General features: G+C 40.8%; 18 protein-coding genes and 2 tRNA genes. 13 read left to right on the plus strand and 7 right to left on the minus strand.

Annotated features, from left to right (window positions below; translation table 11 throughout):
* Positions 1-62: 62 nt before the first annotated feature.
* The 4 genes from YK48G_RS02175 to YK48G_RS02190 all read left to right on the plus strand — a co-directional run bounded on the left by YK48G_RS02175 (position 63) and on the right by YK48G_RS02190 (position 1716).
* A complete protein-coding gene (locus YK48G_RS02175) occupies positions 63-395 on the plus strand; it encodes a hypothetical protein (protein WP_203629058.1) in 333 nt (110 codons plus the stop codon).
* Between the two features lie 173 nt (positions 396-568).
* The gene (locus YK48G_RS02180) at positions 569-958 is read left to right on the plus strand and encodes a hypothetical protein (protein ID WP_203629059.1); all 390 of its coding nucleotides are present in this window, start codon (positions 569-571) and stop codon (positions 956-958) included.
* Between the two features lie 43 nt (positions 959-1001).
* A complete protein-coding gene (locus tag YK48G_RS02185; RefSeq protein ID WP_203629060.1) occupies positions 1002-1274 on the plus strand; it encodes a DUF3892 domain-containing protein in 273 nt (90 codons plus the stop codon).
* 220 nt (positions 1275-1494) lie between these two features.
* On the plus strand, positions 1495-1716 hold the full coding sequence (locus YK48G_RS02190) for a DUF2188 domain-containing protein (protein ID WP_085013283.1): 222 nt from the start codon (positions 1495-1497) through the stop codon (positions 1714-1716).
* Here YK48G_RS02190 and YK48G_RS02195 read toward each other — a convergent pair.
* Both YK48G_RS02195 and YK48G_RS02200 read right to left on the minus strand, forming a co-directional pair.
* The gene (locus YK48G_RS02195; RefSeq protein WP_203629114.1) at positions 1713-1913 is read right to left on the minus strand and encodes a hypothetical protein; all 201 of its coding nucleotides are present in this window, start codon (positions 1911-1913) and stop codon (positions 1713-1715) included. The two genes, YK48G_RS02190 and YK48G_RS02195, sit on opposite strands and share 4 nt — an antisense overlap.
* Positions 1910-2167: a helix-turn-helix transcriptional regulator gene (locus tag YK48G_RS02200; RefSeq protein ID WP_203629061.1), complete on the minus strand. Its 258-nt coding sequence runs from the start codon at positions 2165-2167 to the stop codon at positions 1910-1912. Before YK48G_RS02200 ends, YK48G_RS02195 begins: the two co-directional genes overlap by 4 nt.
* Before the next feature lie 134 nt (positions 2168-2301).
* Between YK48G_RS02200 and YK48G_RS02205 the strand changes: the two genes are divergently transcribed.
* The 8 genes from YK48G_RS02205 (at position 2302) to YK48G_RS02240 (ending at position 7486) form a co-directional block, all read left to right on the plus strand.
* Positions 2302-3012 (plus strand): helix-turn-helix domain-containing protein, encoded by a 711-nt coding sequence (locus YK48G_RS02205; RefSeq protein WP_203629062.1) that lies wholly within the window; start codon positions 2302-2304, stop codon positions 3010-3012.
* Positions 3013-3077: 65 nt separating this feature from the next.
* Positions 3078-3632 carry a DUF4352 domain-containing protein gene (locus YK48G_RS02210; protein WP_203629063.1) on the plus strand — a complete coding sequence of 185 codons (555 nt, stop codon included), beginning with the start codon at positions 3078-3080 and terminating at the stop codon, positions 3630-3632.
* Positions 3633-3690: 58 nt separating this feature from the next.
* A complete protein-coding gene (locus YK48G_RS02215; protein ID WP_203629064.1) occupies positions 3691-4071 on the plus strand; it encodes a transporter in 381 nt (126 codons plus the stop codon).
* A gap of 654 nt (positions 4072-4725) precedes the next feature.
* Entirely contained in the window at positions 4726-5019 is a 294-nt protein-coding gene (locus YK48G_RS02220) for a hypothetical protein (protein ID WP_203629065.1), read from the plus strand.
* A gap of 30 nt (positions 5020-5049) precedes the next feature.
* A complete protein-coding gene (gene mscL, locus YK48G_RS02225; RefSeq protein WP_203629066.1) occupies positions 5050-5427 on the plus strand; it encodes a large-conductance mechanosensitive channel protein MscL in 378 nt (125 codons plus the stop codon).
* Between the two features lie 357 nt (positions 5428-5784).
* On the plus strand, positions 5785-6018 hold the full coding sequence (locus YK48G_RS02230; protein ID WP_203629067.1) for a hypothetical protein: 234 nt from the start codon (positions 5785-5787) through the stop codon (positions 6016-6018).
* Between the two features lie 88 nt (positions 6019-6106).
* Positions 6107-6178 (plus strand) — tRNA-Ile (locus YK48G_RS02235).
* Positions 6179-6301: 123 nt separating this feature from the next.
* The gene (locus tag YK48G_RS02240) at positions 6302-7486 is read left to right on the plus strand and encodes a tyrosine-type recombinase/integrase (protein ID WP_203629068.1); all 1185 of its coding nucleotides are present in this window, start codon (positions 6302-6304) and stop codon (positions 7484-7486) included.
* Positions 7487-7680: 194 nt separating this feature from the next.
* Here YK48G_RS02240 and YK48G_RS02245 read toward each other — a convergent pair.
* Positions 7681-7764, minus strand: a tRNA-Leu gene (locus tag YK48G_RS02245).
* A 21-nt stretch (positions 7765-7785) separates the two neighbouring features.
* Positions 7786-8484: a DUF2238 domain-containing protein gene (locus YK48G_RS02250; RefSeq protein WP_203629069.1), complete on the minus strand. Its 699-nt coding sequence runs from the start codon at positions 8482-8484 to the stop codon at positions 7786-7788.
* A gap of 133 nt (positions 8485-8617) precedes the next feature.
* Here YK48G_RS02250 and YK48G_RS02255 point away from each other — a divergent pair, with 133 nt between their 5' ends.
* Positions 8618-9073, plus strand: coding sequence for a MarR family winged helix-turn-helix transcriptional regulator (locus YK48G_RS02255; RefSeq protein ID WP_203629070.1), 456 nt, complete (start codon positions 8618-8620; stop codon positions 9071-9073).
* A gap of 79 nt (positions 9074-9152) precedes the next feature.
* On the opposite strand, the gene YK48G_RS02260 is transcribed toward YK48G_RS02255, so the two are convergent.
* The 3 genes from YK48G_RS02260 to YK48G_RS02270 form a co-directional block, all read right to left on the minus strand.
* A complete protein-coding gene (locus YK48G_RS02260) occupies positions 9153-9905 on the minus strand; it encodes a serine hydrolase (RefSeq protein ID WP_203629071.1) in 753 nt (250 codons plus the stop codon).
* Entirely contained in the window at positions 9902-10792 is an 891-nt protein-coding gene (locus tag YK48G_RS02265) for a C40 family peptidase (RefSeq protein WP_203629072.1), read from the minus strand. The genes YK48G_RS02260 and YK48G_RS02265 overlap by 4 nt, the downstream gene beginning before the upstream one ends.
* 126 nt (positions 10793-10918) lie before the next feature.
* Positions 10919-11992 (minus strand): dipeptide epimerase, encoded by a 1074-nt coding sequence (locus tag YK48G_RS02270; RefSeq protein ID WP_203629113.1) that lies wholly within the window; start codon positions 11990-11992, stop codon positions 10919-10921.
* Positions 11993-12012: the final 20 nt, after the last annotated feature.

Below are 12012 nucleotides of genomic sequence, written 5' to 3' on the forward strand. Positions count from 1 at the left end.
TTACCTCCTCTGTTGTTCTATCTGCGCTGCTTCCGAAAGAAGTTCCACAGTCGTCGGACATAGTGCCGGACAAAGCTCCCAAAGAAAGTACTGGAACGGAAGTAAAAAACGATTCCACTCCAGATGAAGACGCAGTAAGCAATAAAGCCACTCAAAATGATGAAACTAATGCTCAATTGGATGAAGGTTACGAAAATATCGTGCAACCTAATAGCTCCTCTCTTTGGTCAATCAGTAGTTTACGCAACAATATGCCAAACGAAATACGTTCATATCTTATCGGCAATTTCATCACCTTCATTGTCTGGGTCACGATGAACTATGGATCAGACCTTGCTGAGCAAACAGTCTCCGTTTTAGTTAAGTGGATTACTTATTTGGAACAGCAAGGCTAGATTGTGTTTGGTGAAGTCCCCAGAGTAACTTTTCGTCATACCTTTCACTCTCTAAAGGAAACCTGTCAGCCTCTGAAGATTTTCGTATTCAAATTCAAATTCAAAAGTTAGACCGGCTTCTTGGAACTGATATTGGTCCCCGAAGTATCCAACAAATTAAGTCTTTAAGACTTGTGACCAAACAAAAATTTACTAAAGAACTTCTTTCGAGCATCGACAAGGTTTCTCCTGACACCAGGATCGAAGAAAATATAGACATCCAGCACCAGAGCAGTGATTTGAGCGAAGCTGCAAATCTTGTCAATTGGGAAGATATCATTGAAGAAGCAAAAGCCTACGCCGAAGAAAGTGGTTCCCAAAATCAGGAAGACATCACAGAAAGAGACAATATTGTTGTACCAAGTCTTGATTTGTTAGCACCTCGAATCTTTGATTATTTGGCTTTCATTTTTAACACCCTTAAATACATCTACACGCAAACTAAAGGTCCAGCCGAATATTTTGCGAATATCGCCACAATATTAACGGCACTCGGTTTGCTAATTAAATACTTGAATGAGTAACCATTTTTATCTACGATTCCCACCTTACAAGGAGGTGAATAGTATGGAGCATAAAATTGTAAAAGTTCATACAGAGAATGATTCTGCAACCAAAGAAAGTGAAATTGTCTCCGTAGAATTAGCCAATGGCGACGTTGAAACTAAGGAACAAGTCGTTGCTTGGCTTGACCTGGGCAACGACTACTTCTTCACAAACTCTGCTCATTCCAAAGTAGACGTAAAAGTAGTTCACCCTCACTTACCTAAGAAGCCCTATATTCAAACAGACCCCAATGCAACAACATCTGACAACTTACTAAGCCTTCCAAGGTTCTAAACGACTAATCTCTCACTCCTTTGTGGGGGATTTTCTAATAACTACTTGATAGAGTTCTGTGACGGTTGCGATCATTGCAGGACTTTCGTTATTAATATTTTTTTGCTTGATTGAGAAAAAAAGTATTAATAACCCTGTAAATCTTGTTCGGTCATTTATTCACCTCCTTTCGTTTCTTTAGTGGGATAATTGAGTTATTCCATTAAAGGTGGTGACATAAATGGCTGATCAACATGTCGTTCCTGATGGTAAAGGCGGTTGGAATGTAAAGGGCGCTGGTAATTCACGAGCAACTGCTAACTTTGATAACAAAAAAGAAGCTGAGAAAGTGGCTCGTAAAATTGCTGACAATCAGCATTCCGAATTAGTAGTTCATAATCGTGACGGAAAAATCTCTCGCAAAGATAGTCATGGTCATGATCCACATCCTCCTAAGGGTTAGTCCTTATTTGGATACGCCTTAATCAAATATCCAGTAGCAGGGGTCGCATCGTCAGTATTGATCTCTGCTACTTTTTTACCTTCTGTCGTAGTGACCACGATTCGGTCCCAAAACTTACTGTTCAGCATTGAACCGCCAAAATCAGGATCATTAGCCGGATGAACAATTACTACTGGTACTTCTTCTTTTTTACTCATTCTTTCACCTCCTTTCTTGGTGGTATGGGCAGTGTTGCATGTTTATGTCGTTCATGTCGTACATCATCAGTAAAAAAAATACTTTCAACAGTTTCGCCAAGCGATTGTGCAATCCGTCCGCCAAGATCGACAGAAGGATCATTCTTACCATTCTCTAGATTGCTCAAGTAAGCCCTATTTGTGTGTAATGCTTGAGCAAGCTGTTCTTGCGTAATATGCTTTGCCTTACGCACTTCTGCAATTCGATTCTTCATTTTTTCACCTCCTCTAATCAACAACCTTATTGTATGACATATCGCACATGTTGTCAATGTATTACAGTAAATTATTTTATTTTTATTTTATTATTGTGTGACATATCTTACAATTAACCTAAGGAGTGGATCTTATGAGTAACGAACTTGGTAAATATTTGAAACAACTTCGTGGCAAAGAATCGCTTCGAGACGTTTCCCATCGAATTAATGGGAAACTGAGCTTTTCTTACATTGGCGATTTGGAAAAGGGAGTAAATCGTCGCGGTAATCCTATAAATCCCAGTCCTGAAACTTTGAAGATACTTGCAGATGCATATCACATTGACTATCTAAAACTCATGGAGTTGGCTGGATACACCCCTTCAGTGGACAAACTAACTGTTGAGCCAACAAGTGATGGTGCAACAATTTCGGCAACCACAAAATGGGAAACATCACATGAACCATTAGACGTTTATGGGAAAATTACCGCTGGTATCCCTACCTTCGCTGATGAACACATCATTGGTCAAACAATCATTCCCGATGAACTAATAGATAGGTATGGTCGTGACAACTTGTTTGCATTACAGGTTAATGGAGATTCAATGAGCAAGGTTATTGCACCAGGGTTTATTGCCGTATTTGTTAAAGATTGTGGGATAGATAATGGCGACATATGCGCCGTTCTGGTAGATGGAGAAAATGCTACACTAAAGAGGTTCAAAGAAACATCAAAGGCTGTTATCTTTGAACCAGAATCATTTAATCCTATTTATAAGCCGCTGATCTTTCCTAAGAACATCGAACAAGACTTTAGGATATTAGGTAAGTATGTTTTTGCAACAAGCTTATTAAAGTAAGGGGCTGATAGATCAAATATTCTCGTTTAGAGCAGTATCGATATTTTATTAGGGGGTTGAGTTAAATGGATAATCAGAAGAAACAGCCAAAGCCATGGTATAAAGTTTGGTGGTTTTGGATATTAGTTATTATCATCGTGCTTGTGCTTGGGGGTATGATGAATGATTCCAGTAGTTCATCCAGCTCATCAGATAGAAAACCGAAGGCTCACAAAGTTTCGCCGTTTAAGCGAACCTATAAAGTGGGGCAAGTTGTAAACTATAAAGGATATAAGTTCAAGGTTAACCGAGTTAAATACTTTAGTGGAAACAGTATGGACACACCCAAGAGTGGTAATCAATATGTTATCTGCAACGTTACCATTAAAAATGATAGTCATGAAAAGCAAGATTACAACGAGATGGATTTTCAACTGAGCGCTAATGGTAATACAACTGATTTTGGAGAAATCTTAACATCTGGTAATTATGAAAACAACACCTTAGACAGTGGATCACTTGATAAGGGTGCTACTGTCTCGGGAAATTTAATTGGTCAAGCAAAAAAAGATGCGAAACTGAAGCTAGAATATCAACCGTCATTTTTGGACGATAAAACAATTAATGTCAATTTGAATTGATTGCTACGTCCAAATACTGACGACGTTAAAAGCTGAATTCATCATGGGGGTTTTATTTATGAAGCGATTAAAGATCAACACATGGACGGGAATTCTTGATATTGTCAATTGTGTTCTGTTCGCAGCTTCGTGGTTTGTTGTGTTTGGAGCGGCCTTATCATCAGGATCCGGTGCCGCAGATTCTTCTGGGACTTTTTTCTATGTGATGGCTTGGATTGGGGTAATCCTTAACATCATTGCATTGTTGCAATCTAGGCGGCATGGAATCTCTCTTGTTGGGTCAGTGTTAGGCATTATTGGTAGTGCATTATTTGGAGTTACTGCAGCGATGGCTTTCCCTGCGATGGTTGTTTTGATTGTAGCTGCTGTTTTTATTATGCTTCAACATCCAAGTAAATCATATTTACAAAGTCATAACTCAAACTTAAATAATCAATAATTGGTTAATTTTCCCCACTCGGAACTAATACCTGTTCAACTCAGGCATGGGGAATTACAGTCCAAATCCTGATGACTTTAAAAGCTGAAAAAACTAGAGGCGAGTTATTGTGAAAGCGTTGAAGAGAACGGCCGTTATGCTTTCCGTTATGTTTACTTTAGTGCTAGGTGGTGCTGCACCAACCATCCCAGCTAATGTAGACGCCCACGCTAAGACTACATATGTGTGGATTGCACCCAACCATGGTAAAAAGTGGCATCATTCTAAACATTGCCGTGGGCTGAGTAATGCTAAGTCTAAGAAACATGTCACCTTAAAGTGGGCACGCCATCATGGCTACAGAATGTGTAAATGGTGTTATTGATTCACCTTCCCCACCGGTGCCAGCGATAGGTCCAACTCCTACCGGGGAAATTGGTCCAAATGCTGATGACGCTAAAAGCGGAAACTTTTTATTAAAAGCCCTCTGTAATGCATTGGCTCCCCCACAGGGGATATTATGAAACATGCTTATGGTTTCTACTGATATGCTGGATTGATTAAGGATATGATGAGTCAAAAATTGCTCAGAGTTTTATGCAGGATAAAGGTGGGTGACAGCTTTCAAACCGTCACACCACAATAAAACATTCTAGGGAAAGAGGCAATTTAAAAATGGTTGAACAAAATCAACACTACCATTTAACTCAAGGACAAGTCTATATTTTTGATGAAACCATCAAGAACTTTGACAAAGTAAATGATCACTTTTACGAACAACAACGCGTCATTGATTTACAAACTAAATACATTACAGATCTACAACAAAGTGTCACACATCTATCTGATCAAGTTGGCAAACTTTCTAATACGTTGAACTCGTATAAGCGTCGCGTCCTTTTTAAAAATATAGTACTCCCACTGATAGTCGGAATCATCGGAGCTTTAATTGGTATATATTTTGGATAACTTTAAAAAATACAACAGTGGAGGAATGTTATGTTAAAAGAATTCAAGAATTTTATTGCACGTGGAAATGTTATGGATTTAGCAGTTGGTGTCATTATTGGAGCTGCATTCACTGCTATTGTTAAATCACTGGTCGATAATTTAATTAATCCATTTATAGGAATCTTTTTGGGCCAAATTGATTTTTCCAAATTAGTCTTTAAAGTTGGTAATGCAACATTTAAGTACGGAGCCTTTATTAATTCAATTATTAATTTTTTGATTATTGCATTCGTTGTATTCTTACTGATTAAAGGTGTCAATAAGATCATGCCTAAAAAAGAAAAAGCAGCCGCTCCAATCTCAATCGAAGCTCAATACCTAAAAGAGGTCGTTGAAATATTGAAGAAAACCAACGATTCTCAATAAACCATATTAACCTGCGAAAGAGATGATTATGTGAGACGCCTTAGCCATCCGTAAGATTCGCAGGAATAAACAGAAGGGATTATTGCTATGAGTTATATAGACATATTTAATATCAAACATGAAAACGCAAAAATTGTTAACACGCGAAATGACTTTAATCGTATTTTTATTATTGAAGATACTAATGGTGTCCGCTATGCATGCTTAAAAACCGATGCCCCAGAGGCAACAAAAACAATAAACCATTTTAAACCCCTTAAGCCTGAGTGCGCCCCATTAAACTACCTAACACCTTATTTCACAGGAAAGCGCCACCATTAATTACTTATTCATCAAAGTCAGGAATCTAATTTATTAATGGATAAAAGATTTGACTCAATGAATAGCCGCTTTGATAAAATTGATGATCGCTTGGGCAAGCAAAGCGGTGATATCAGTCAAATAAAACAGGATATGGTAAGTATCAGATCAGATATTAAAAATATTCCGCAACAAATAAAATTAACATTATGGGATTTCTCATTTAAATATCTATTGCTTCCAGCCGTAACCGGTATCCTGGGTTGGTTTTTGCACAGTTGGTTTGGGTAAATATGGATAAAGGGAATTACAAATATACCCCAAGATTAGTAGCCACCCCACTCAGCACCATACCTGTTCGACTCAGGTATGGTAAATCGGTCTCTTAGCTCAACGGGTAGAGCGTGCGGCTGATAACCGTGACATATTGGTTCGAACCCTTTAGAGACCATTTAAAGATCAATAACGGCACACTGGTGAAAGATAATGATGCCGTTAAATTTGGTTTGGTCAGCCCTTAAACAGGGCTTTTATTTAACACGTAACGTGAACGTATGTACGAGGAGATGATGACATGGCATCGATCTATAAGCTCGATAAGTCTTGGGCGGCACGATTATCATACCAAGAAAACGGACGGCGTAAGCGGCTCAACAAGGCTGGTTTTGCCACCAAGTCAGCTGCCCGTGCCTGGGCGACTGCACAAGAAGCTGAGATCCAAAAACGTGGCAGTAGCAATCTTTCTAAAGAGACCGTCACGGATTACTTTCACAACTGGTTTGACACTTACAAGAAGCCGCGACTTGCCCCGGCAACTCAGCGGCGCTATGAGGCCACTAAGACGGTGATTGGTGACTTCTTTGATGAGCGGTCGATCAACTCGATTGACTATGACGACTATCAGAAATTTATCAACGACTACGGTAGCAAGCACACAATCGCTTCAGTCCGCAAAGTACACAGCCAATTTCGAGCCGCAATCAAAAAGGCTTACCAGATGGGTAAAATCAAATTTGACTTTACTGAGGGTGCCGAGCTATCTGGCTTATCTGGCAAAAAGCAAGCTGAAAAATATTTGGACATGGACGACATGAGCAAGCTCCTCGCCTACACAACCGAAAATATTCACGACATCACCAACGTAGTCAACGCCATGATCGCCACGGCTTTACTGACTGGTATGCGCTATGAAGAAGTTATCGGCTTAACTTGGGATTGTGTCGACTTTGATGCTCACACTTTGCAGATCAACAAAGTTTGGTACTATGTCGACAACCAATTTGGGCCAACGAAAAATGATCCGTCCAATCGAACGATCAAAATTGATGACCAGTTGATCGACGTACTCAAGACTTGGAGCAAGATACTGGATGAGTTCTTGCTCAAGCATGGCTACAAAAATCCACACAACTTTGTGTTCTACTCACGTTTTTGCCAAGTCGTCTCAAACACTGACGCCAACACCATGCTTAAAAAGCTGTATGCTCATGATCACATCATCTCCAAGAAGATCACCTTCCACGGCTTACGGCACACCCACGCCAGTTTTCTGATCTCTAATGGCATTTCTATCCAGTACGTCTCAAAACGCTTAGGACACAAAAATACGGTGGTTACCCAGACAACCTACGCACACCTCTTTAAAACTGCTCAGACAAGCGAAGAGAACCGCACGATGGACATACTGAAGAAACTAGATCCAGATGAGCAGCCATCACCCATGCAAGCAGATATCATCTCAATAAAAAAGAAAAACTAGCACCATTTATTTTTTTGACCGACTTCGTTGACCATCTCGTTGACCATTTTTTGACCCGCTTTCTGAAAAAGAGAGAAACTAATAGAAACTAACGACAACTTTTTAGATAACAAAAAAGGCTCTCGATCTTATGTGGTAAAAGATCAAGAGCCTTAGATCAACGTTTGTGCGGAAACGTTGATTTTGACGCCAAATGCCCCGAGCAAGATTCGAACTTGTACTTGATTTCTCAAACAGCGACCTGAACGCTGCGCGTCTGCCAATTCCGCCATCGGGGCATCAACATTTATAATTCTACACTAAAAGTACGAACTTGAAAAGAAGTTTTGCCGTTTTGACTTAAAAACTAAGTATCGACTGGTGCTTGGATCGTTTTTCATTAATAAGTATCCAATTAAAGCCATTAGGAACGCGCCAGCTAAGTCAGCGATCAGGTCTGTCATGGTATCCATTAATGCTGCCCGGCCAACGAGCATTCGGCCGGCTTGCTCATAACGCTGAAGATTTAATCCACCCAAACCATCTGCGGTAAATTCGTAGAGTTCCCAAAACACGCCACAAGCGGTCCCGAAAGCAAAAGCAAACAAACTCATCAAGAACGGGGCCCGTCGAGCATTGTCACGTGAATTCATCAACCCCTGAAAGATCGAAAAACCCAGTCCAGCAAGCATCATTGCAGAAAAGACGTGTTCATATTTATCCCAAAACGGTACCCCGTAGAATTGGAGTCCCGATCCCAAGAAGATTGACATGTATAAAAAGATATAAAAGAAGATTAATTCGATTTGCGGAAAATAAAAATTACCAATCTTTTCAATTATAAATGGTAAAACCGAAATGAGAATGCCAACGACCACCTCAATCAAAAGCAGCACTTGATTGTGAAACTTGGGCTGCCCTTTAAAATACCAAAAGCCATAGTAGCCAATGTAGCCAATCATCGAAACAAGCGTCACGATAAACAACCAAGTACTCAATCTTAAACGACTAATCTTCATACGTCCCATTCCTTTACAACAGATTAAAAAGGTTGTCCACAATTTGATAGTACATGGGCACTCTTCTTGCTTTTATTTTCAAATCCTATACAATGACACTATATAATAACTAAAACTAATAGGAGCTAAGTTCATGGCTAATACACAACCCATCCAATTAGATACGCAATTATGTTTTCAGCTTTACACCGCCAATAAAAAATTTAACCATTTTTATCAAACCGCTCTAAAACCATTTAATTTAACCTATCCCCAGTATATTGCTATGCTGACATTATGGCAATATGCGCCTTTAACAGTGAAAGAATTGGGGCAACATCTCAACTTGGATAGCGGCACTCTTACGCCACTTCTCAAGCGTCTGGAGAGCCGGGGTTGGATTAGTCGGACGCGTAGTTCAAAAGACGAGCGTACGGTTAATATCGAATTAACTGAAATGGCCGCCCAAGAGCGGGACAAAGTCTTTGATCACGTAAGTCACTGTTTTGACGTGTTAGGGTTACAGGACACTGATAAGCAAGATTGTTCAAAAGCAATCCAACTAATTGAAGACAAATTAGATGCTTACAATCAAAACGAAGCTGAATAATTGCTATGTACAAAGAGATGGCGTTCAAGGTTATAACAACCTGGACGCCATCTCTTTGGCTTCTTTACAAAACAGCCGCTTAGTCACTTATTGCATCAGCCAACAATTGACCAATTTGGTTAAATCGCTGAATGACCGCCATCCGTTGCGACCGACTAATTGTCAATAACGCAACATCCATCAAATGATTGCCATATACAAATCTCGCAACATCATGATCAATTTGGTTACCCTCACCAGTTTTATTAAATACTTGAATCCGGCTGCCAGCTTCATCGAAGTTTCCCGGTAACTTGTATCGGAATTGCTGATGACTAAACCAGCTCATCACCATTGGCCCATGAGCCAAGGCCATTTCTAATAACTGGAGCGCTTCTGAAGCGTTGATTTGGTTATCGATCCCCTGTTTTAAAGCTGCTGAATCCATCAAATAGCGATTTAATCGAGTCCCTTCAAAGCCTAACTGATCCAAGTAACGGTTAATCGATCCCATGCCAAAGTGCGCAATTAAAACATTACTGGCAAAGTTATCCGATACGCTGATCATTAACGCCAATAAGTCCCGCAGCTGCCATTGCTTTTGAGACAATAATTGAAGAACACCAGCCCCACCAACCGGCTTCTTGTCTGCTACAAGAATTTTCTCATCTAAGTCAAAATCTCCATCTAAGACGTAATTTAGAACGGCCAGTTTGATAAGTGATGCTGACGGGAAAATTTCTCTACTGTGCTGTTCGATGATGGTTTGATTATCTAGTTTGACAATCATTCCCGCTGTTAGCCAATCAACCGCTAGCAGATTTTCAATTTTACTTTCCCAATCAGCACTCATCGCCAGTATCTCCTAAAGCCAGCAAACTCAGAAGCAAATTTAGGCTCCGTTAAACTGGCAATATCGACTTTGGCACCAGGGGTTCGTGACTCAATCATTTGGCCGTTTCCAATATACATGCCAACATGGTGAACATAGCCGGTGCCATGGTCATAAGCAAAAAAGACCAAGTCTCCTGGCAGAACTTCTTCTGGCGAAAGCGGCAAACCGCTTTCCTGCTGGTCATCAGCGTCCCGAGGAATATCAAATCCTAAAACCCGATGAAGCGTATAAGCAAAACCAGAGCAATCGAAACCATACGAACTAATGCCGCCCCACAGATAGCGCATCCCTAAAAATTGCTTACCCATTTGAACCATCGTTTCACCGGCATTTTGGCCGACAAACGGCAGAACGGCCGCCTGTTTGTCAATATACCCCGAACCCAATGGTGAAACAACTTTAAGATAATCTCCTTCAGTACCTGTTTGAGGTAAAACAGTCCCTAGGCTTAATTCTAAAATCGGTTTTTTGTTTGCATCATACAAATTTGTGGTTTTAACAGCAATTCGAACCGTTGTCGTAACGGGCGGGTAAGTGATTTGTTGCTGACTCAATAGCTTGGTTGGCACCCATCCCGGATAACCACGTGAATCTGAATCATCCCGTTGGTTAGCCACAAACACTTTAGCCCAGTCACCATCAAAGTGATCAATAATTAATTCATCGTTAAACAGCGCCTGAGTTTCTAATAGATCGTCTTCTGATAAGTCCATCGATTGTTGATCACTCATCTGGGCCACCCATTTCTTAACATCCCCGTCCAAAGCCGGCTGATCCACTTTTCTTGGTGAATCTTTTGTTTTCCAGATCGTTGCAACCGGAACTACTACTCTTCTTGTTTCCATATGGGCACCTCCAGTCTTTTTTCAATCACATTAATAAATCGTGATCGTAATTCCTACACCATCATATCACATCCAAAATGGTCCATCCCGCAAAGCGACGCATTACGAGATGAACCATCATCATGACTATGCATTAGTTGTAAATCCTAATCCTGCAGTTTGAGGTAACTTGATTCGATTACCCTCATTAACAAGGCCACCCGTTACCGGATTACTTGAAAACATCATTGAAGCATCTAAATCAACATACTTAATGTTTCGCTTAGCAGCCGCCAAATGCGCAGCAGCAGTGACTGAAACGGAGGATTCAATCATACTACCAACCATACAAGGAATTCCTGCCGCTTGCGCTAACGTATTAATCTTTAGCGCATTATCGATGCCTCCAGCTTTCATTAACTTTAAATTGATTATATCACAACCATTCATTTTGATAATTCTAAGGGCATCCGCGACCGAAAAAATACTTTCATCGGCCATAATCATTGTAGTTGTATTAGCCGTTACATAAGCCATGCCCTCAAAATCAGTCGCTACAACCGGCTGTTCAACCAACTGAATTTGCAGCCCCAAGTCAGCCATTCGATTAATCGCCGCAACGGCCTGTTTAGGATGCCAGCCTTGATTTGCATCCAGTCTCAGTTGAATTGTTGGCCCTACCGCCCGTCTAATCGCGACGACTTTTTCCAAATCGGCTTCTTCTGACTCACTGCCAACTTTAATTTTAAGCGTCGTAAAGCCAGCTGCAATCAACGCTTTTGCTTGGGCAATCATGTCATCAACCGGGCCAACGCTGACGGTGTAATCCGTCAAAATCGAATCAGTATGGCCGCCAAGTAATTGGAAAAGTGGTACGCCATAATGTTGGGCAAGCAAGTCGTTAATTGCGATATTAACAGCGGCCTTGGGGCTGGTGTTATGAACCATTGACTGCTCAATCGTGGCTTTGAGGTCTTCAGAATTAACCAGCGACTTGCCAATTAATTTGGGGCCAATTACGTTTGTAATGGCTTCTTTAATACTTGCCATGGTATCGCCGGTAATCACTGGTGTCGGAGCCGCTTCGCCAAATCCTATCCGACCAGTGCTATCAATGACGCGCACAATTAATGTTTGCGCTGTTGTCACCGTCCTCAATGCCGTTTTAAACGGCCGTTTTAGCGGTACCGCGGCGCTGTTTACTTCAATCCGTTCAATCATCGGCTCCAAGAACGTTACCC

The organism is Lentilactobacillus fungorum (genome assembly GCF_016860605.1).
Classification (GTDB): domain Bacteria; phylum Bacillota; class Bacilli; order Lactobacillales; family Lactobacillaceae; genus Lentilactobacillus; species Lentilactobacillus fungorum.